The sequence below is a fragment of the Leptospira hartskeerlii genome (genome assembly GCF_002811475.1).
In the GTDB taxonomy this organism is placed as follows: Bacteria; Spirochaetota; Leptospiria; order Leptospirales; family Leptospiraceae; genus Leptospira_B; species Leptospira_B hartskeerlii.
The window spans coordinates 106,843-127,113 of sequence record NZ_NPDL01000006.1 but is presented as its reverse complement, the minus strand read 5'-3'; the positions used below and the strand labels follow the sequence as shown (position 1 = coordinate 127,113).

Below are 20,271 nucleotides of genomic sequence, written 5' to 3'. Positions count from 1 at the left end.
GTACGTCGATTCAGAAATGTTTACAATTTTAATCACTGGAGGAAGTGGGGGCCTTGGCCGCGCTCTTGTTTCCGAATTAGGAAATTCTGGATATAAGATCTTAAATTGGGATCTGGTTTCTCCGGACAAACTTCATCCAAATGAAACATTCCAAAAAGTAGATCTGACTTCTTCAGATGAACTGGAGAATGCCTGCAAGAATTTGAAGTCTGAGACTTCTTCTATTCGCGGATTTATACATTGCGCGGGTTACGGAGGTCCTTATCATAAAATCACCGAAGTTTCTTTAGAAGAATGGGATAAAATCTTTTCCATCAATCTTCGCTCCGCTTTTCAAATTACAAAATTTTTACTTCCAGTTTTTAGTGCGCAAGAATTCGGAAGATTTGTTTATATCGCTTCTTCTTTATCGGTGCAAGGGAGCGCACTGTCTGTGGCTTATTCTTCTTCCAAACATGGGATCATAGGTTTTATGAAATCTGTCGCTGCAGAATGGGGGGAGAAGGGCATAACGTCTAATGCGGTGAGTCCGGGTTATATGGAAACCAAAATGGGAATCCAAGAAGACCAGGTAGATGATCATCGCAAAAAGATAATAGAGATGACGCCTGTTAAGAAGATTGCTTCCCCGGAAGAGATCGCAAGAGTAGTGACTTTTTTAATTTCTTCCGAGTCAGGTTATATCAACGGTGCGAACTGGACTGTGGACGGAGGAATTACTTCGATTTAGTTTTTTTAGAAGAAGGTTCCGATATCACGGGTTCTTTTCCCAGATTCAAAAATACTTCTCTCAATTTTTTTGTATCATCTTCCACTTTTTCATCAATCCACAGTTCATTCGCCGAAGGAGAAGAATCAAATTTGATCTTTCTTTTTAAAATTTTCCCTCTTCTGGAAAGAAGAAGGTCCGCTTTTTTGCCAGGCTCGTACTGATTTAATAATTCTTTAAAGTTACCTGGAAGAATTCTTTTATCGCCCAGAGCGATCCATTCATCACCTAAATTGATATCCGTTTCTTTAACGGATTTGGAGAGAAGGATCTTACTTACGATCATTCTTCCTCTTTCTTCTTTTACTCTAAATCCTAATTCAATTTTAGGTTTGGATGCAGTTCTCTCCACTCCGATCAAATGCAGATACTTTTCAATAGGTACACGTTTTGGTTCTGTGATATAAGTGTCGAATTCAAGTTTTAGATCCAGGCCAGTGATCTTCTTTCCTGTTTGAAAAAATTCAGCTTTAGTGAAACCTCTTTTTTTCTCCTGATGATACTGCTTGTTCAAGGCAATCATGATATCCACCAAGGATTTTTTGCCCTTGGTTTCTTTTAGGATATAAAGATGCATACTTAAAGATAGAATGGCACCTTTCGTATAATATGAGATCCCTGTGTTCGAAAAATTTGGATCGAATGGACGATTGTAATATTTAGTCCAAGCGGTAAAACTGGAATCTTCCAAACTCATCCAGGATTCACCTAAAGATTCTTCCAGTTCCTGAATATCCTTCCAAAGTTTATTCAAATATTGTTGGGGAGAATAAGATCCGCAAAGAAGTAGAAAATACGCATCGAAAAAGCTAGTGATCCCTTCTGCGATCCATAATTCTTTCGTTAAGTTCGGTTTTTGGTAATCGAAAGGTCCAAGTGCGATCGGACGAATTCTTTTTACGTTCCAATGATGGAAATATTCATGAGATAGAAGTTCTAAAAGAGTTCTGTAATTATCGGGATTCGACCATCCATTCGGATCGAATTGGTTGATACTACAATTGAGATGTTCCAATCCTCCGTATAGATTATCACTCATGTCCAAAACGAATAAATAATGCTTATTCTCCGTTCCATCCATTAGTTTGATCTGTGTTTCTACGATGGTGGCCAGATCTTTGGAAATCTTCTTCTTATCTTTTGTTGCAATATCTCCTAGAATGACTAGATCGAATTCACATCCTTCTGTATTAAAAGAGATATGTTTTTCGTTGGTAAGAAGAATCGGACAATCAAAAAATTCATCAAAGTCCTTTGCTTTCCAAGTTTGTTTAGAACCTTCCTTCTTCTTTAATCCTGTATAACAAAATTTAAAAGGAGAAAGATTTTTCCAAGTTAATTCAGGTTCCAGATCCAATCGATCTTTTGGATATAAGAATGTAGCGGGGGGATGTACTAAAATAAAATCGCTCGTGAAATAATTGGTCCTTACGGTATGTTCGAACCCATACACTAAATAAGAAATTTTGAATGTTTCTCCCTTAGAAGAAACTTTCCAAGTATCGAGATCAGTTTGCTCTAGGCTCCAACCGGGTTTGGATTGAGTAAATTGGACTTGATGAATGGATTTGGAATAATCTCGGATCTTATAAGAACCCGGGGACCAATTCGGGATACAAAGAAATGTTTCCTGTTTGTCTGGGTGGACTTCCATTTCCACCTTTAATAAATGTCTATGCGGTTGGTATGTATCTAGAGTATATTTTACGATCACGCCTTAGGCACCGGCCTCTTTTAAGATCTCCTCTAATGTCTCAGCGACCGTTTTAGTGGGATCCACTTTTCTCCATACTTTGCGGATAGTTCCATCTGGTCCTACCAAAAAGCTATCTCTGGAAAGTCCCTTGAACACTCTGCCTTGCCATTCTTGGTCTCCATAAACTCCTAGAGGCCCGCTCAAACTTTGTTTCGGATCGGATAGAAGAGGGAAGCTCAAATTGAATTTGTCAATAAATTGCTTATGACTGTCCAGAGAGTCGGAGCTGATCCCATAGACTTTTGCTCCTGCTTTGGTGAATTTTTCCAAATTGTCCCGATAGGAGCAGGCTTGTTTTGTACAACCTGGGGTATCGTCTTTCGGATAAAAATACAATAAGGTCCAGGAACCTGAGGAATCTTTTGGTAGATTTACGGTGCTTCCTGCCGAGCTAGATAAACTTACTTCCGGTAATTTTTTGCCTTCCCATGAGTCGGACATAAAGTTTTCCTCCTATTTTCCCTTCCGGATAGTTTCTACCAAAAACATTTTTGGGAAAAGGAAAAAATCCCTTAAAAAACTTGAAATCTCGCAGTTTTTCTCATCCAATTACTACTGTCGAATAACGCATGGTGCAAAAACAAAAATTTCCGGCTTTACCTTTCAGATCTCTAATCTTCATTTCTTTTTTCTTATTCTCTTTTTACTCTCTGGGCTCTCAAGAAGAAGAGCCCATCCCTGGTTGGAAGGACCTGGACCTAAAAAGATTGGAATGGGAATCCGTACAAGGGTTTAAACCTGAATTCAAATCCGGCTTCGAGTCTAGAGAGCCTGGGTATTTAAAAATAGAAAAATTCCCGATCGTTCTGAACCAACTCTATAAAACTTCAGTATCCGATAAGATCCAAGAGTTCACCATCCAAACAAAGTTTAATCTAAGCTTTGATCCTAAGGCACAAGTGTTTTTGAATCCGATCCGTCTTTATTTAAATTTTATAGGAGAGAACTGGGAAATTTATCTAAACGGTCATCTTCTCCAAAAAGAGATCCATTTGGATCCAAATGGAAAAATGGAGATCCGAAAAACTCTGCGAGATATGGAAGTGCAGGTTGATTCCAGCCTTCTACAAGCAGGAGAAAACAAACTTGTATTCCATATGTTAGGAGATGCACCTGCAGTTCATCTTTCTGAAGAAGAATACCCGACTCTTTCTCCGATATTCACGCCTACGAATGTGGATCTTGGATTTTATTTGGATGGGGATTATACTTTAGGTATTGAATATGATTTTTCCAAGAAGATCGGGATCTTAATCAATTTAAGTTTAAATACGATCTATATATTTTTCGGATTGTATCATCTTCTCATTTTTTCGAAAAGAAGAACGGACAAATATAATTTATACTTCGGAGTTTTTTCGATCTCGATGGCGGTTTACTCTTTGAGTAGATCCACAATCATTTTTGATTTTATACAAGACAGCACTTGGATTACAAGAATTGAATATGGTTCCGTATCGTTACTTGCACCTTTATTCTTACTTTTTCTCCATGATTATTTTTACGGATCTACCTTACCGAACAAAGCGATACTAGGAATTACAGGATGGAGTTTTTCTATCTTCTTCTTCTCTTTTTTTGCTCCATTCCAATATTTGATGATCAGTTTGAGAGCATGGCAGATCTCCATTTTGCCTTCTCTTATTTATCTATTGTACTTTATGGGAAAGGCGGTCTATCTTCGTAAAAAAGACGCTTCTCTCATGGCGATCAGTATGTTCATCATCGTATTCATTTCAGGCTACGATGTTTTGGATTCAATGTTCTTCCAATCTGGGATTAGATTCACACAGTTTGCATATCTTCTATTCGTGATTTCCTTAACCACCATTCTTGCGAATCGATTCATAGATCTATACAAACAATCTGAAGAATTGAACATAGAGCTTAGTCATCAGAAATTAGAATTAGCAAGACAGAAGAATGCATTCTTCCGGTTCGTTCCGATGCAATTCTTAAGCGTGCTCGGAAAAGATTCAGCGGTGGATGTAAACTTAGGCGATTCTGCGCTAAGAGAGATGAGCGTTCTATTCACAGACATTCGTTCTTTTACTACGATTTCCGAGAAGATGACTCCTGAAGAAAATTTTAGATTTATCAACGGATATCTTGCTAAGATGGAACCTCTCATCCAAAAGTACGAAGGTTTCGTGGATAAGTTTATGGGAGATGCGATTCTTGCATTATTCTCCGCAGAAAGAGTGATCCATTCCGAGAATGATTGGGAAGGTAAGTCTGCAGCGGATCGGGCGGTTCTTGCTGCCATTGATATGAGAAGAAGGGTCCGGGAACTCGAAGAAGAAGTTAAAAGTGCTCACGGACATGTGAAAGGTGTTCGTATCGGTATTGGAATTAATACCGGAAATCTAATGCTCGGGACTGTAGGATCTTCTCATAGACTGGACACAACCGTGATAGGTGACACAGTTAACGTTGCATCTCGTTTGGAAAGTCTCACGAATTTGTATAAGGCGGATATACTAATCACTCAAAATACTTTGTCTAGTCTTACAATTGCCGACGAACTTGCGATTAGAGAAGTGGACTCAGTCGTGGTCAAAGGAAAAAGCCAACCTATTATCATTTATGAAATTTATGAGTCAGATGATCCACATATCCGTAAATTAAAGGATGCTACTCTGGCTTTGATCTCTAGAGGGATCATTCTTTATAAAGTAGGAAATTTTAAGGAAGCTCTCCAGAATTTTGAACAGGCCCTAAAAGTTTATCCGGAAGATATAGTGGCGATTTTGTACAGAAAACGTTGTCAGGAATATATAGAAGCTCCACCAGTTGGAAATTGGGTCGGAGTACAACATCTTTTGGAAAAGTAGAAGATCGTTTTTCGCTTCCATAAGATCAGAGGATCTTGAGAATAGGCACCTTATGATTTCTTATCCGGTGTACAAACTTATTCATATCCTTGGTATTTTATTCTTATTCTCCGCATACGGTGGTCTTGCGCTTCACGTATTAGGAGGAGGTACAAAAGAGAACGCTCCTAAAAAACTGATCGCTTCCGCTCATGGAATAGGTATGGTCCTCATACTTCTGGGCGGTTTTGGAATGTTAGCAAGGATTGGACTTCTGACTAGCTTTCCTGGTTGGGTGATCGTTAAACTTGCGATCTGGCTGATCTTTGGCGGACTATTGACTGCTTATTATAAAAAGCCTGAGTTTGCAAAAATACTTTGGTTCGGCCTTCCAGTGCTTGGAACATTCTCCGCATATTTGGCTTTGTACAAACCGTTTTAAGTTTTTATCAACTAATCCCATTTTCAATTCCTGAGAATGGGAAAACAAAAATAAATGTGAAGGGATAAACTTATGGCAAAGGTAAACGTTTCTAAATCGCTCAAAAAAACATCTTCTAAAAAAGATACTAGCCTAAAACCGATCAAAGATTTTTTAGGTTCCCGTAGTCTTCCGGCTCCAGTGGATCGTTTGGAAGATGTTCGCAAAAGAGCGCGAAGATTCAGAGAGAAATTTTTATCGGGACCACAAATAGTATATTACAAATCCTTTGATTTGGTCCGAGTGCCTTATCCCACTAAGTATGCGTTATTGAATGCATTTAGTCTTCCCACACCATTCCTTCATATCATCAATCGATTGTTTATCATCCAATACAAAACTTCCGAAGGAATTAAAACCTTATTATTCTCTCCTTCCGACGTGGATGCAAATGCGGAGACTCCGTTTTTCAAAAGACTTTCCCAAAGTTTCGGTCCTTTCCAAAACATTGGAAGAAAGATCATGGCTCCTACCTTGAATACGGTGGAAGAATGTCTTAAAAAAGTGGGACTTCCTCCGGAGAAGGTGGATTATATTTCTTTCGATCATTTGCATACTCAGGATCTGCGTAAATGGTTAGGAGCGAATGGTCAGCCCGGATATTTTCCGAATGCAAAACTTTTGGTCATGAAGGAAGAATGGGATTCTATCCAAGGACTTCTTCCTCCTCAATCCGATTGGTATTGCCCGAATGGATCAGGCGGAATTTCCATGGATCGCGTTGTTCTTTTAGATTCGGATACTGAACTAGGCGGGGGAGTCGCTTTGATCAAGACTCCCGGACATACGTATGGAAACCATAGCTTGGTCGCAAATACTCCGGAAGGAATTTTTGTAACTAGCGAGAATGGAGTGAGCGCGGATAATTATAATCCACTCAAATCCCGTATCCCTGGTGTTCGTAAATATGCTAAAAACACAGGAATGGAAGTGATCTTGAACGGAAATACTTTGGAGATCGGTCTGGATCAGTACATCTCCATGGTTTTGGAAAAAGAGATTGCCGGGCCTTCTTTGCGAAATCCTGAATTTTATAACGTTATGCCTTCTTCCGAGATGAGCGGGTTCTGGCTTTTCCCCGGAACAAGTCCAACTTTCTCATTCGGACAATTAGAATTCGGTAATATAATTACCCATTAGGAAATATACATGAATATACTCATCACCGGTGCAAGCGGCGGTTTAGGAAAAAATCTGGTTGAAAAAGCTTATTCTTTAGGCCATAATATACTTCTCACCAATCTGAACGAAAAAGCTTTAAAAGATTACGTTACTAAACAAAAGTTTGATAAGAACAGAGTTTTAACTTCAAAATTAGATGTAACTTCTCCTGTTGAATGGAAGAAGGTCATGGATCTTGCTTATAAAAAATGGGGCAAACTAGACATTCTAATGAATGTTGCAGGTTACCTTCTTCCAGGTTATATTGAAAATGTAAGTCCTAAGGATATAGACAAGCATATAGATATTAACGCCAAAGGTTTGATGTACGGAACTAGAGAAGCTTCTATCCGAATGATAGCACAAGGCGGAGGCCATATTATAAATATTGCATCTTTGGCGGGCGTTGCTCCTATCCCCGGGATTTCTCTCTATTCTACTTCTAAGTTTGCAGTCAGAGGGTTTTCCTTGGCAGTGGCGCAAGAATTAAGACCTAAAAAGGTATTCGTGAGTGTTGTATGTCCTGATGCGATCCAAACTCCTATGCTTGATCTGCAAAAAGATTATGAAGAAGCTTCCATGACATTCTCAGGAAACAGATATCTAAAAACGGAAGAAGTAACTGATATTATCTTTAATAAAGTGATTCCAAACAAACCTATGGAAGTTTTGATCCCAGGCTCCAGAGGATTTTTAGCCAAGGTAGGAAGTTTTCTGCCAGGATTGAATGCGTTACTCAGTCCTTCTCTCATGGGTAAAGGTAAAAAAAAGCAGAAGACTTACAAAAAGAATTAAAGTGGACCTTTCTTATTTTTTCAATTTGGCCGGGGTCACTGTGTTTGCAGTGTCGGGAGCCTTGGCCGCTGCGGAAAAAAAGACGTATCATGCTGATGCATTCAGTGTATTCTTTACGGGATTTATCACTGCGATTGGTGGGGGAACTTTAAGAGATATTACACTGGGTAATTATCCAGTCTCTTGGGTTTCCGACTCTAATGTTCTTTGGGCTATATTTGCAGGTTTTGCAATTACGTTCGTATTTCCTAGATTCTTGATCCGAATGAAAACAGGGATTTTCTTTTTCGATACAGTCGGGATCGGGATCTATACTGTGATCGGAACTAGGATCTCTTTACTTAGTGGAGTAAATCCGTTTGCTGCAGCAATCTTAGGAATGGTATCCGCAGTTTTTGGAGGAGTGATCCGAGACACTCTCATTAATGAAGTTCCGATGATCTTCCGAAAAGAAATTTACGCCACCGCATGTTTGGCAGGCGCGATCTTATACATTATACTAGATCGATACGAAGTGAACGGAAGTTTAAACACTGCAGTTTCCGCTTTGCTTGTGATATTTGTTCGAATGATCGCAGTCAGATTTAATCTATCTCTTCCTAAATTCCGTTTGCCGGAATAGTCTAACTACTTAAAGTCCGATCTGGTTTTTCGAAGGAGAATCTTCAATGTATAGAAAAGGGTCTAATCACGGATTACTTTGGATTTTTGCAGTCGCACTTTTACTGATCGTTTTTATAAAACCAAAAGATAACGGGGCCGGTTACACTCCTTATTTTAAAGATCTAAATATAGAACTCAAACAAAATGGTCCAGGAAAACCGATCGTGTTACTCGACTTGGATCGTTTGGATTCTAACCTAAAACTTCTGAAAGAAAAAATTAGGGCCCCTTTATCATATAGAGTGGTGGTAAAATCTCTGCCTTCTATAGATTTACTCAGATATATCGTAAACGCAACAGGCTCTAAAAGATTAATGGTATTCCATTCCGGGGATATCATCATGTTATTGAACGATCCGGAATTCCAAAAATTTGATATTCTTCTGGGAAAACCGATGCCGATCGCAGCTTTGGAAAACATATACTCTAAGACTAAAAAAGAGAATTTTCAAAATGTACAATGGTTGGTAGATACTTCCGATCGAGTCGCTCAATACTTAGAATTTGCAAAGAAGAAGGAACTAAAATTAAAACTAAGTTTAGAGATCGATATAGGATTACATAGAGGAGGATTTTCTAAACCGGAAGATTCTTTGTCTGTGTTGGAACTCCTACAAACGAATCCTAAAAATCTAGAACTTTCCGGATATATGGGATACGAACCTCATGTCGCCTCCGTTCCTGTGATTTTCGGTGATAAGATCTCCGCCATGGAAAAATCTCTCCAAAATTCATTAGATAAATATTCTAATTTCATAAAACTAGGAAAGGAGAAGTTCCCGAATTTATTCCAAAAACAATTGGTATTTAACGGCGGTGGAAGTAAAACTTATAGCTTCTATCAAAAAAATCCTGGGATAGTGAATGATGTGTCCTTGGGTTCTGCATTGGTAAAACCCACAGATTTCGATGTAGAAAGTTTGGAAGAACATAGCCCCGCAGTGTTTATAGCAACTCCGGTCTTGAAAAAATTAGTTGGGACCAAGATCCCATTTTTAGAGTCCTTATCCTTTCTATTTCCTGTCTGGAATCCGAACCAAGAAATAACATACTTTATTTACGGTGGAGCTTTCTCCGCTAAAAAGGAATCTCCGAAAGGACTCGAAGACAATTCTTTATTCGGAACAAGCACCAATCAAAGTATTTTAAACGGCTCTAAAGCAACTTCTTTAGAGCCTGATGATCATGTATTTTTTAGACCTACACAAAGTGAGAAGGTAATGGCAGAGATGGGAGAGATCCATCTGATCCGTTCAGGCAAACTGATCGGTATTTGGAAAACTTTTATCAATTAAGATAGAAGAATTCGAAAAGAATCTACTCATTGGATGAAAGTACAAACTCTTTCTAATAGTACCATGGCAGGTTATGCTTCCGCAGAAGTGGGGATCACTGCTGTGGAAACCATGGCCCAGATCTACCTTCTGGATTTTTATGTTTCTACAGTTGGATTAAAACCTTCTCTATTCGGTTTAGCAATGTTGATCGCGATCTTATGGGATGCGATCAGTGATCCTATTATGGGATATATCTCCGATCGTACAAGTTTCGCAAACGGAAGAAGAAGGCCTTATATTTTAATCGGAGGATTTTTACTTGGATTAGGTGTATATTTTCTTTTCACTCCTCCCGAGTTAGAAACCCAAATCTCTAAGTTTTTGTATTTGGTAGTCGCTTACTTTTTCACAAATACATTTATGACAATGATCGCAGTTCCTCATATTAGTTTAGGAGGAGAGATAGGTTATACGCCGGGGGAAAGGAACAAAATTTTCGGCTGGAGATTATTCTTTGCGAATCTGGGTCTTTTGTCCGGCTTACTTCTTCCAGCGATTTGGGTTTCATTAGGAAAAGATGGATTTGCATCCAGGAGTCTTTCTTCTGGGAGTATCTGGGTTCTACTCTGTTTCGTATCTTATTCTTCTTATATTTTTACGAAAGGTAGAGATTTTCCTTACCAACGATCCGAAACAAAGCCGAATTCTTTCGGAGACAATGTTTTATCTTTTTTACAATCTGCTCGTTTTATATTAAAAAACCGTTATTTTCTACCTCTACTTTTAGCGTTTATAGTGGCAACTGCTGCAAGGACTCTGAATTCTTCTCTTGGGCTTTTGTATTATAAAGAAAGATTATTATTAGAAGATTCTCAAGTGGTAATACGTATCCTTCTTCCTTTTGTATTTTTCCTTACGATCTCTATTCCGCTTTGGGTCTACTTAGCAAAAAGATTCGGTAAAAAACGTCCTGCATTTTGGGGAAGCTTCTTACTTGGAGTTATGACTATCATCTTATATCCGATCTTACCCCAAGGATCTTATGAAGCACCTTTGGTTGCAGCGTTTTTAGGCGGGATATTTGCAGGATCCATTCTTCTTTTTGATTCATTGGTAGCAGACGTAGTTGATTATGATGAACTTTTGACAGGAGAAAAGAGAGAAGGGGCCTATTTCGGGTTTTGGAAGATGGCAACCAAGATAATCAGAGCCATTGGTTTTGCATTTTTAGGATTTCTATTAGAAGCAATCGGATACCAAGCAGGAGCACAAACACAGGATTCGGAGCTTGGTTGGAGATTGACGATTATATTTGGGCCGGTGGTAGGAAGTTTATTTGTTCTGGCTTCTTTGATCTTTACTAGATTGGAACTGACTTCAGAAGTCCATGCAAAAATACAGGAACTTCTATCAAGAAAAAAGAATATTCAAAAAAGAAGAAGTTCCGGCGTTTCCGCCGGATAAATCTTTAGTACTTGTACTTCTTCTTAATTTCTTTTAAAGCGTCTTGGATATGTTTTTGTCTGACCTGAGGCCTTAGATTCTTGCGGATCGGAAGATAACTTTCCGTGGTCGCAAGACTTTTATGGCCTAAAAATTCCCGAATATCTTCAAGACTTTTACCTTCTGCCAATTGATGGATCGCTCTACTATGTCTGAGAGTAAACAATGTTACTTGGGCCTTGATTCCCGCATACTTTGCCAGATCTCCAACCAAACGTTCTACGTTCCTGGAAGTCAAATGAGTGCCCTGGTATTTGCCTGGGAACAAATATGAGGATTTTTCGGTTCCGACTTCCTTCTCAAACTTCTTCAAGATCTTTTGTAATTCTCCATCCATCAAAACGGTTCTGTTTTGAGTAGGAATAGGGGAGTCTACTTTGATCGTTTTTTTAGAAAGATCGAATTGTCCCCATTTCAAACGAATGATCTCACCTACTCGTAGGCCTGCATAATAGGCTAACGCGCAGAGAAGATGGGATCTAGGAGACTCGGATGCTGTCTCCAAAAGAAGCGAAATCTCTTTTTGGTTAAGAACCTTAGGAGTTTTGTACTCCCTGGCAGGTCTTCTGAAGTCTTCGAATACGTTCATATCCAGAACTTCTTCAAAAAACATTTTTAAAGAACTGATGTTGATCTGGATCGTGGAAGAGGAAACCTTCTTCTTCCTTAAATATTCTATGTACTTTTCGATATCCTTTGTAACTACTTTTTCCGCGGGTTTGTCCGCGAACAAAAGAAAGTCCAAATTATATCTTAAGTAAGTGTATTCGGTAGCCTTTTTATAATTTCTTTGCCGAATTACCTTTACTAGTTTCTCGAAGGAAGACTTGTTCTTCTTCGGGACCTCCGTTGCTATCATCTCGGACCTCTAGTGCTAACTGTATCATTTTTATATTTTGTGTATCCGGATGTCTTAAAAGTCTGATCTGTTGGAGTTCCAATATCTGATTTGGACTTTCAAGAATGATTTTTTCTCAACCGGTTATAACGAAGATTCTAATTCCATTAGAAAGTCGTAAAGATATTTATAGTCCGGTTCAAAACCTAGGTTATCGGTCAATACCCAGCTCCGGGCTTCAAGAGCCTGGGCTCTTTTGGGGACAGGCCCTTATGATTTTTGTAATATCTTATAAAGTTCGACGTTTAAGGAAAGGGCAGAACGCCCTATTTGTATTAGGCCCAGCCGGATCTGCGTAGGATTTCCTCGCAAACTTCTTCCGTACTGCGGTCATCTAAGGCAATCTGGATATCTGAATGAGCCCGATACTGAGGTAGTCTGGATTCTAGAATTGTTTTATAAGAAAGGACGCTACTCAAAGGAGGGCGAGTAGGATCATTTTGGATTTTCTCTACCAAGTATTCGGATTTTCTGGAGAGAGAGATCACAAATGCGGTTTCTTTCAAGATATCCACCTTTCTTTCACTTACAATCTCCTTACCTGATTCGTCTTGGTCGAATAAGATCCCACCACCGCAATCTAAGATCAGATTTTTAGAGCCTGAGATTTGTTTTAGGATTTGGAATTCTAGGTCACGGAATGGTTTCCAATTTCCTGAATGTGATTTTACGAAGTCTGGAATAGACACTCCACCTGTCAGGTAGACAGCTATCATGTCAGTGGAGATTACCGGTTTGCCTGTGAGTTTGGAAAGTTTACGGGAGATTTTAGATTTTCCGACACCTCTTGGGCCGATCAAGGCGATGTTTTTCAAACCGAGATCAACTCTTCGATATGCTTCACCATCTCCGGTAAAAGTGTGTAGTACATTTGCAGATCTCCCTCTGTCACACCTACGTTTTGTAAGGCTTTAGAAGAGAGTGGAATTTTCAAACCGCCTATGTCAATTCCCATTCCACCTAAGAGCACGATACAATTCGCGATATGTATGATGGAAACTAGTTCAGGAAACTGGGTGGCCTTTTCAGGTTCAGTATAATATCTGGCTACTTCTATTAATTCTTCGGGGAAATTCCATTTAGCTAAAAGTTTTGCTCCTGCTTCCTGGTGCGTATATCCGAAATACTTTGCTTCCAGGTCCGTATAAGGTCCTTCGTAGGTTTGTAATTCGGCTCTGAATTGCATAAGTACTGTAGGGAAAAAATCGGCGAGGATCACTTTTCCAATATTATGAAGAAGCCCGGCAGTAAATACTACGTCCTTATCCACTTTAAGTTTTTTCTGGACTGCAATCCTTTTAGCGAGTTCCGCCACGATCAAGGAATGCATCCAGTTTGATTCTCCATCTACCTGATAACCTTTCAGTTCTTTTTTAAGAATACCTTTGGTCTCGTTTAGTAGAATAATATCTTTTACTGTTTTGATCCCAAGAGTCATCAAGGACTCTTGCACTGTTTTTACAGGTTTAGCGGGACGAAAATATGCAGAGTTAGAAAGTTTTATCACCGCAGCAGTAAGTCCCGGATCCTTGGAAATTTCCTTTGCTAGGTCTGCGATTACAACATCCGGTTTTCCTACCATCTCCATTACTTTACTTACTACGGAGGAGATTTTAGGAAGCTGGGCTTCGTTTTCAAAAAGTTGATCTATCTTTTCTTTCATTCCGTTACCTGACCTTATAAAGGTACTTCTCGAATCCGCCTTTCTTTAAAAGGATCCTGCCATCATCCAAATAGAGACTAATCGTTCTGCCTTCATGGCCCCCGACGTCCTCTACGAGTAACGTTATTTTTTCTTTATCTAAAAATTCTTTTGCAACACTTACGTTCAAGTCGCCAATGTTCTGCAGGAAACTTGAGTTCATTCCCTTGAACATGGAAGCTCCTCCGAATAGACGAGCGAAATATTCTCCCTTATTACAGCCTAACTCCGTCATTCTTTTTACCAATTCAGGAAGAGCAGTCTCTGCGTATTTATGAGGGTTTTTGGAGGAATCTTTTCCGGAAGGGTCTTTGGCCAGCATGATATGGGCCATAGCTCCTACCTTCTTATCCGGAGAATAAAAAACGACCCCGATACAGGAACCTAATGTGGTGCGGATCATGGAAGGCGACTGGCCTCCTTGGATATCCGCGATCCCGACGTTTATGATTTTTACGTCTTTATTGAGCATACTTTCTGTCAGTAATAACCGGGTAGTATTTTAGGATCATCCAAGTTCCTTCAAATCTTTTTTCCCGGAAAATTGACCGGGCCGGAATCGAATTATGTGACGATTTAACCTTCTAAAATTCCCGTGGGAATTCCCACTCTTTTTGGAAAAATAGAGTTTCATATCATCCAGCGTAAAGGAAACTGTATGTAAAGAAAGGAAATCGACCCTCTTGCAAACAATCGCCTCTTCAGAACCGATCCGTACCTTGGAATTAAACGGTTCCCAGATCACAATTTTGGGAACGGCTCATATCAGCCAAAAAAGTATAGATGAAGTTTCCAGAATTATCCAAGAAGAAAAACCGGACACGGTCTGTGTGGAACTCTGCGCTTCCAGAATGAGATCCGTTCAGGATACGGATCATTGGAAAAAATTAGATATTTTCAAAGTGTTCAAGGAAAGAAAGATGTGGCTCCTTCTTTCCAGTCTGATCCTTTCTTCTTTCCAGAAAAAATTAGGTTACGGAAATATTCGTCCCGGTGACGAAATGAGAAAAGCGATCGAAGAAGGAAATAAGATCCACGCTAAGATCGTTCCAGTAGACCGAGAAATTTCCATCACACTCAAAAGAGCATGGTGGAACGTAGGATTCTGGAGCAGAATGATGTTATTCTCCACCTTGGTAAGTTCACTCATCGTTAAGGAAGAAGTCTCTCCTGAAAAAATAGAAGAGATGAAATCTGACGATGTTCTCAAGGATCTATTTTCTCAGCTTCCTTCCAGATACCAGTCGGTCAAAAATGTGATCATAGATGAAAGGGATGCATACCTAGCACAAAGGATCAGACAACAAGCCGCGGTCGGTAAGAAAATTTTCGCAGTAGTCGGCGCTGGGCATTTGGAAGGTATCGTAAAACATATCGTAGAAGACAAAGACATCGATCATCTGGATATCCAACCTGTTAAAGGTTTCTGGGACCGAGTTCGTCCTTTATTATTTCCTGCAATTATTATTTCCTCATTCACCGCTTTATATTGGTTCGGAGGAAAAGAAGAAGGCCAAGAATTTTTGATCAGATGGATTTTGGTCAAAGGAACACTTGCTGCAATCGGCGCGATCATCGCTCTTGCACATCCAGTTTCCATTCTTCTTGCATTTATCGCAGCTCCCATCGGGAACTTCAATCCAATCATCAAGCCTGGTTGGGTAGCAGCGTTATCCGAATCCTGGTTTAGAAAACCTTTGGTGGAAGATTTTGAAAGATTAGGAGAAGATACTGAAACTTTCAGCGGATATTGGAAGAATAAAGTAACTCGTATCTTCTTAGTATTTATGCTCCCTCAGATCGGAAGCAGTATCGGAACCTTCATCGTGTCTAAACAGATTTTTGATAAAATCATAAAATTTGTAGGCGCTTTTTTCTAAAATTTACATACGATTTGTAGCCCATGCGAAAGGAAATCAAGACTCGATCTATTATCTTCTCTAGTTTCCTTTTGCTGATTTTCTTCTCTTTTTCAATTTGGGCAGAAGGTCCGGTCTATGAAAAAAAGGACCGCTTCTTCTTGGAAGAGAAGATGGATGGCACTTCTCTTCTTCCTTATCTTTCCGTTTACCAAGACCAGACCGGAAAAAAATCTTTTAAAGAAATATTAAAAATTTTTGATCAAGGTGGATCCGAAAAGATCTTCCAAAACAGTTTAGGATATTCTAAATCTGCGATCTGGGTACGTCTTCGCACCGAAAATCAAACTAATAATATTGTAGATTGGATCTTAGAGATAGATTATGCTCTTTTGGATTTTGTGGATCTATATGTTGGAAGAACATCCGATTCCGCAATCAATCATTCAGGTGATCTAAGAGAATTCGGCACGCGTCCAATCGAACATAGAAATTTTGCATATCCATTTTCGGATGAGCCAGGTTCCCAAAGGGAGATCTATTTTAGGATTGCTAGCTCCAGCTCTATTTTATTACCGTTTCTCGCATTTTCCAAAAACGAATTCATAGAACATACTTCCACAGAGCAACTTGCACTCGGGTTGTATTACGGTTCTATGCTGATCATGGTGGTTTACAATCTATTTCTATTGTTTTCCACCAAGGATAAGAGTTATCTATATTACGTTATTTATATATTGACTTATATACTTTTTCAGTTCACATTGAACGGACTTTCCTTCCAGTATTTGTGGAGAAGTTCCGTTTTATGGGCAAATTATAGCCTACCGCTTTCGATCTTTACAGTTCTTTTAGCTGCGGGCGCATTTAGCAGATCCTTTCTGAATGCACCTGAATACACCCCTAAAACTTCCAAATTGTATTATTTACTTTTTGCGCTTAGTTTTGGCGGAATGATCTCTACATTATTCATTTGGGAATATAGAACAGCTATCATGAGTAGCCTTGTCCTAATGTTCTTTACTTTAGGATTTTTGATCTCCAACGGAATACAATGTTTGCTCGCTGGAAGAAGGGAAGCGAAATACTTCTTATTCGCTTGGTCTTCTTTTCTATTCTTCAGCTTTCTATTCGGATTAAAATCATTCGGGATACTTCCGAATAATTTTTTCACACTTTGGGGAATACAGGTTGGCTCCGTGATGGAAGTGAGTCTTCTATCCTTGGGACTCGCGGATAGGATCAAGAGACTATCGGATCAGCTTAGGACAAAAGTAGAAGAACTGGGAAATATCCGAAACTACGCAGAAGAATCGGAAGCAAAGTACAGAAGTTTATTCGAAGTAGAAGAAGACTTTTTATTCTCCTTGGACCAAAACTGGAACATTCTCGCAGCAAATAGATCCGTATCCAAACATATAGGGTTCAAACCGAATGAAGTGATCGGCAAAAACTTTATGGAGCTGATTTACAAAGCTGGAGAACTACAAGACGCGTATAAAAAATTATACGTATTAGAAAAATTAGAAGAACTTGCTTCCGAAGGGAAACCAGTCCGATTCATTGGGGAATTCCTACAAAAATATTTAAGGGAACCTAAAGAGTTGCAGGTGCAATTCCAGATCTTGGAATATGAAGGCCAGAGAGAAATTTTAGGAAGAGCTTACGAACCTGACCAAGACTTGATGTCCAGATACGTAGACGATGAGAAGACTGTCTACTCTGCGAATAATTATCTACAGAATGCGGAACTTCTTAGCCAAAGAATGACTGCAAACTTATACAGATTTGTTGATCCGAGCACGATCACCGCGATGAGAAATTGCCTTCGAGAAATGATCATCAACGCGATAGAGCATGGGAATCTTAATATTAGCTTTGAAGAAAAAACTAGGGCAATGTCAGAAGGAAGCTATTTCAGATTTGTGCAGGAAAGACAAAAGGACCCTTATTATAAATCCAAAAAAGTAAAAGTAGAATATTCACTTTCGAGAGATAGGATCGGCATAAGGATCACAGACGAAGGAAAAGGATTCAATCATGCTAGGCTTCAAAAAAGCAGCATGGAAAAGCTGAATGCGGAAGGGATCACTCATGGCCGAGGGCTTACACTTACTTTAGCAACATTCGATCTGGTGAAATTTAATAGCACCGGAAACCAAGTAACATTAGTTAAATATTTTTAATATAGGCTGTAAAATGAAAATACGGATCTTCCTATTGACGGTTATAATATTATTGTGTTCATGCATTTCTTCCGGAGATGTTAAGAAGAAGGCAAAGGACCCGAATGCAGGAGTGGCAAGTATTGCCTCCGAGCTTAGATATCAATTTTTGTCTTCTCTCAAAGCACAAGGCGGAAAACTTCCAGCAAGACTTGCGATTTTAAATATAGTTAACGAAGACGGAAGTAATTCTCAATTAGGAAGAATAGTCACTGATCGTCTCGGAAAAGAATTATTCGATCCTAAAACCTTTCAATTATTGGAAAGAGATAGATTGAATCGTGTCATAGGAGAACAGGATTTTCAAGCAAGCGGGCTTGTGTTGAATGATCAGATCGTCTCCATCGGGAAGCTATCCGGAGCGGAATATCTGGCCTTAGGCCAACTTGTTTTCCAAGACCAGGAATTTTTATTAAATATCAGGATTGTTTCATTGGGCGGGGTGGTCTGCGCTACTGCGGATATAGTATTTGATTCGGATAACGAGACCTATTCCAAATATAAGGAATCCGTTAAATAATGAAGGCTATCTTTCGTTTCTTGGTATTGGGCATTTTTCTTTTTTCCGTAACGAATTTGTATTCGGAGGTGCCTAAACATTCCGAGATGGACAAGACACTTCTTGCCACTTGGAATAAAACTTTTCCGGTACCTTATACAAAAATCCTAAAAAGAGATCTTGCAGAAAAAGGCGTTTTGTATTATAGGAAAAACTCCAAAAAATCGGTGTATATCTATTCTTATTCCGTATTCCTTCCCCTATATGTGGAGCAGAATGAGAAGCCTGTAAAAAAAGACGATAGCGGAAGAGAAGTAAAACTAAAACTGATCTATGACCCTTCTTCCAAAGACGAAAAATATGCGATTGAATTGGGCGAGTTCGATGAAATGTACGATGCGAAAGGAATTATCAGATGGATTCGATGATTGCTGAATCTGAAAAATTAGTCAGAGAAAAAATGTTGAGCGAAGGACTCTCTCAAGAGTTCGTATCCGATTTTATTTCCAAGATCCAAGAAGTCCGCAACGGTGAAACGGGGATCGTAAAATGGGAAGAAGTTGGGGACCTGGACCCGAATAAAGACGAGATCTCCTTAGAAAAAATCGAATCAGAATATTCAGGTGATCCTAAATTCTTAAAAGAATTAGTCGTGATCAAATTGAACGGAGGTCTTGGGACCAGCATGGGGCTTTCCGGACCAAAATCCTTAATAGAGATCAAGGATGGAATGAGCTTCTTAGAAGTGGTTTGCAGGCAAATCGAATACATCCGACAAAAATATAATTTGGAAGTTCCTTTGATCCTGATGGATAGTTTCAGCACCCAGGAAGAAAGCCAGGAAGAACTTAAGAAGATCAAATTCTCTCAAAATTATCCTACAAGTTTCTTACAACATAAAGTGCCGAGGTTAGTCGTTCCTGAGTTGAAACCTTTGGAAATCTCCAAAGGTAATTCGGAAGAATGGTGTCCCCCGGGCCACGGAGATATCTGGTTTACTCTATTGGAAACAGGACTCCTCGATCGACTTTTAGAAAATGGATATAAGGTAGCGTTCGTTTCTAACGGAGATAATTTAGGTGCGACGGTTCATCCAGGAATATTAGAATATATTCTGAAAGAAAATCTGGACTTCTGCATGGAGATGACTCCTAAAACTCTCGCTGACAAAAAAGGTGGAGCGATTTTCAGAAGGGTAGTCGGCGGAGAAAAGAAAAACTTACAGTTATTAGAAACTGCTCAGGTGCCTTCTGATCATATGCATGAGTTTGAAGGTTTGGGTAAATTTAGAACATTCTCCACTAATAATCTTTGGATAAGATTGGATGTCTTAAAAGAAAAATTACTCGCGGGCTCATTCAAACTATCTTTGATCGTGAACCCGAAAAAGGTAGAAGGGAGGGAAGTCCTACAGTTAGAGACTGCAATGGGATCGGCCATCCAAAACTTCTCCAACACAAAAGGTCTCATCATTCCAAGAGATCGTTTTGCTCCGGTAAAAAAATGTGAAGATTATCTAGTCCGACGTTCTGACGCGTATTCTCTGAATCCAGATTTCTCTGTGACTATGTCGGAAGAAAGAAAGAAGGCAGGTCTCGGAGAGTTAGTTGTTTCCTTAGATGAAACTTATTATAAAAAAGTAAGAGATTTTTCCGATCGCATAAAAGCTATTCCTTCTTTAGTGCGCTGCACCTCCTTGAAAGTAGAAGGAGATATTTTGTTTGATAAGAAAGTAATTCTAGAAGGAGATGTTATATTAGTAAATCCCGGACCAGGACAAAGAAAATTGTCCGAATTAGGTGTGGACCGAATCTCGAACGATAGTTTACGTTTCCGCTTTACATAAAACAACAGTCGTTTAAAATCCAGT

Annotated in this window: 19 protein-coding genes; 13 read left to right on the top strand and 6 right to left on the bottom strand. The window is 39.3% G+C overall.

Annotated elements, in window-relative coordinates:
* The first annotated feature begins 16 nt into the window (after positions 1 to 16).
* Positions 17 to 730, top strand: coding sequence for an SDR family NAD(P)-dependent oxidoreductase (locus CH352_RS12445; protein WP_100707473.1), 714 nt, complete (start codon positions 17 to 19; stop codon positions 728 to 730).
* On the opposite strand, the gene CH352_RS12440 is transcribed toward CH352_RS12445, so the two are convergent.
* Together CH352_RS12440 and CH352_RS12435 are read right to left on the bottom strand one after the other, a co-directional pair.
* On the bottom strand, positions 717 to 2,483 hold the full coding sequence (locus tag CH352_RS12440; protein ID WP_100707474.1) for a M61 family metallopeptidase: 1,767 nt from the start codon (positions 2,481 to 2,483) through the stop codon (positions 717 to 719). The genes CH352_RS12445 and CH352_RS12440 overlap by 14 nt on opposite strands.
* Positions 2,484 to 2,486: 3 nt before the next feature.
* A complete protein-coding gene (locus CH352_RS12435) occupies positions 2,487 to 2,966 on the bottom strand; it encodes a peroxiredoxin (protein WP_100707475.1) in 480 nt (159 codons plus the stop codon).
* Between the two features lie 128 nt (positions 2,967 to 3,094).
* Here CH352_RS12435 and CH352_RS12430 point away from each other — a divergent pair, with 128 nt between their 5' ends.
* From CH352_RS12430 to CH352_RS12400, 7 genes are all read left to right on the top strand, one after another.
* On the top strand, positions 3,095 to 5,359 hold the full coding sequence (locus CH352_RS12430) for an adenylate/guanylate cyclase domain-containing protein (protein ID WP_100707476.1): 2,265 nt from the start codon (positions 3,095 to 3,097) through the stop codon (positions 5,357 to 5,359).
* A 52-nt stretch (positions 5,360 to 5,411) separates the two neighbouring features.
* Positions 5,412 to 5,780 carry a hypothetical protein gene (locus CH352_RS12425; RefSeq protein ID WP_100707477.1) on the top strand — a complete coding sequence of 123 codons (369 nt, stop codon included), beginning with the start codon at positions 5,412 to 5,414 and terminating at the stop codon, positions 5,778 to 5,780.
* Positions 5,781 to 5,852: 72 nt separating this feature from the next.
* The gene (locus CH352_RS12420) at positions 5,853 to 6,959 is read left to right on the top strand and encodes an MBL fold metallo-hydrolase (protein WP_100707478.1); all 1,107 of its coding nucleotides are present in this window, start codon (positions 5,853 to 5,855) and stop codon (positions 6,957 to 6,959) included.
* A 9-nt stretch (positions 6,960 to 6,968) separates the two neighbouring features.
* Positions 6,969 to 7,775, top strand: a complete 807-nt coding sequence (locus CH352_RS12415) for an SDR family oxidoreductase (protein WP_100707479.1) — start codon at positions 6,969 to 6,971, stop codon at positions 7,773 to 7,775.
* A 1-nt stretch (position 7,776) separates the two neighbouring features.
* Positions 7,777 to 8,397 (top strand): trimeric intracellular cation channel family protein, encoded by a 621-nt coding sequence (locus CH352_RS12410; protein ID WP_100707480.1) that lies wholly within the window; start codon positions 7,777 to 7,779, stop codon positions 8,395 to 8,397.
* Between the two features lie 46 nt (positions 8,398 to 8,443).
* The gene (locus tag CH352_RS12405; protein ID WP_100707481.1) at positions 8,444 to 9,733 is read left to right on the top strand and encodes an alanine racemase; all 1,290 of its coding nucleotides are present in this window, start codon (positions 8,444 to 8,446) and stop codon (positions 9,731 to 9,733) included.
* A gap of 33 nt (positions 9,734 to 9,766) precedes the next feature.
* Complete coding sequence (locus CH352_RS12400; protein ID WP_100707482.1) at positions 9,767 to 11,179, top strand: MFS transporter; 1,413 nt, start codon at positions 9,767 to 9,769, stop codon at positions 11,177 to 11,179.
* Positions 11,180 to 11,183: 4 nt separating this feature from the next.
* Here the strand turns inward: CH352_RS12400 and CH352_RS12395 are convergent, their stop codons facing one another.
* The 4 genes from CH352_RS12395 to CH352_RS12380 all read right to left on the bottom strand — a co-directional run bounded on the left by CH352_RS12395 (position 11,184) and on the right by CH352_RS12380 (position 14,290).
* Positions 11,184 to 12,077: a tyrosine-type recombinase/integrase gene (locus CH352_RS12395; protein WP_100707483.1), complete on the bottom strand. Its 894-nt coding sequence runs from the start codon at positions 12,075 to 12,077 to the stop codon at positions 11,184 to 11,186.
* Positions 12,078 to 12,391: 314 nt separating this feature from the next.
* A complete protein-coding gene (locus CH352_RS12390) occupies positions 12,392 to 12,931 on the bottom strand; it encodes a shikimate kinase (protein ID WP_100707484.1) in 540 nt (179 codons plus the stop codon).
* A complete protein-coding gene (locus tag CH352_RS12385; RefSeq protein ID WP_100707485.1) occupies positions 12,928 to 13,779 on the bottom strand; it encodes an HDOD domain-containing protein in 852 nt (283 codons plus the stop codon). The genes CH352_RS12390 and CH352_RS12385 overlap by 4 nt, the downstream gene beginning before the upstream one ends.
* A 4-nt stretch (positions 13,780 to 13,783) precedes the next feature.
* A complete protein-coding gene (locus CH352_RS12380; protein WP_100707486.1) occupies positions 13,784 to 14,290 on the bottom strand; it encodes a chemotaxis protein CheD in 507 nt (168 codons plus the stop codon).
* A gap of 211 nt (positions 14,291 to 14,501) precedes the next feature.
* Here CH352_RS12380 and CH352_RS12375 point away from each other — a divergent pair, with 211 nt between their 5' ends.
* From CH352_RS12375 to CH352_RS12355, 5 genes are read left to right on the top strand one after another with little or no spacing between them, the layout of a single operon-like run.
* Complete coding sequence (locus CH352_RS12375) at positions 14,502 to 15,698, top strand: TraB/GumN family protein (RefSeq protein ID WP_100707487.1); 1,197 nt, start codon at positions 14,502 to 14,504, stop codon at positions 15,696 to 15,698.
* 23 nt (positions 15,699 to 15,721) lie between these two features.
* Complete coding sequence (locus CH352_RS12370; protein WP_100707488.1) at positions 15,722 to 17,863, top strand: 7TM diverse intracellular signaling domain-containing protein; 2,142 nt, start codon at positions 15,722 to 15,724, stop codon at positions 17,861 to 17,863.
* 52 nt (positions 17,864 to 17,915) lie between these two features.
* A complete protein-coding gene (locus CH352_RS12365) occupies positions 17,916 to 18,422 on the top strand; it encodes a CsgG/HfaB family protein (protein WP_243396373.1) in 507 nt (168 codons plus the stop codon).
* Positions 18,422 to 18,829, top strand: a complete 408-nt coding sequence (locus CH352_RS12360) for a hypothetical protein (protein ID WP_100707489.1) — start codon at positions 18,422 to 18,424, stop codon at positions 18,827 to 18,829. Before CH352_RS12365 ends, CH352_RS12360 begins: the two co-directional genes overlap by 1 nt.
* Positions 18,817 to 20,247 carry a UTP--glucose-1-phosphate uridylyltransferase gene (locus tag CH352_RS12355; protein ID WP_100707490.1) on the top strand — a complete coding sequence of 477 codons (1,431 nt, stop codon included), beginning with the start codon at positions 18,817 to 18,819 and terminating at the stop codon, positions 20,245 to 20,247. The genes CH352_RS12360 and CH352_RS12355 overlap by 13 nt, the downstream gene beginning before the upstream one ends.
* The last annotated feature ends 24 nt before the right edge of the window (positions 20,248 to 20,271 follow it).

Excerpts from the sequence above, each read along its gene's own strand:
- CH352_RS12445 (WP_100707473.1), top strand. The coding sequence starts at position 17 with ATGTTTACAATTTTAATCACTGGAGGAAGTGGGGGCCTTGGCCGCGCT.
- CH352_RS12435 (WP_100707475.1), bottom strand. The coding sequence starts at position 2,966 with ATGTCCGACTCATGGGAAGGCAAAAAATTACCGGAAGTAAGTTTATCT.
- CH352_RS12430 (WP_100707476.1), top strand. The coding sequence starts at position 3,095 with ATGGTGCAAAAACAAAAATTTCCGGCTTTACCTTTCAGATCTCTAATC.
- CH352_RS12425 (WP_100707477.1), top strand. The coding sequence starts at position 5,412 with ATGATTTCTTATCCGGTGTACAAACTTATTCATATCCTTGGTATTTTA.
- CH352_RS12420 (WP_100707478.1), top strand. The coding sequence starts at position 5,853 with ATGGCAAAGGTAAACGTTTCTAAATCGCTCAAAAAAACATCTTCTAAA.
- CH352_RS12415 (WP_100707479.1), top strand. The coding sequence starts at position 6,969 with ATGAATATACTCATCACCGGTGCAAGCGGCGGTTTAGGAAAAAATCTG.
- CH352_RS12405 (WP_100707481.1), top strand. The coding sequence starts at position 8,444 with ATGTATAGAAAAGGGTCTAATCACGGATTACTTTGGATTTTTGCAGTC.
- CH352_RS12400 (WP_100707482.1), top strand. The coding sequence starts at position 9,767 with ATGAAAGTACAAACTCTTTCTAATAGTACCATGGCAGGTTATGCTTCC.
- CH352_RS12395 (WP_100707483.1), bottom strand. The coding sequence starts at position 12,077 with ATGATAGCAACGGAGGTCCCGAAGAAGAACAAGTCTTCCTTCGAGAAA.
- CH352_RS12385 (WP_100707485.1), bottom strand. The coding sequence starts at position 13,779 with ATGAAAGAAAAGATAGATCAACTTTTTGAAAACGAAGCCCAGCTTCCT.
- CH352_RS12380 (WP_100707486.1), bottom strand. The coding sequence starts at position 14,290 with ATGCTCAATAAAGACGTAAAAATCATAAACGTCGGGATCGCGGATATC.
- CH352_RS12370 (WP_100707488.1), top strand. The coding sequence starts at position 15,722 with ATGCGAAAGGAAATCAAGACTCGATCTATTATCTTCTCTAGTTTCCTT.
- CH352_RS12360 (WP_100707489.1), top strand. The coding sequence starts at position 18,422 with ATGAAGGCTATCTTTCGTTTCTTGGTATTGGGCATTTTTCTTTTTTCC.
- CH352_RS12355 (WP_100707490.1), top strand. The coding sequence starts at position 18,817 with ATGGATTCGATGATTGCTGAATCTGAAAAATTAGTCAGAGAAAAAATG.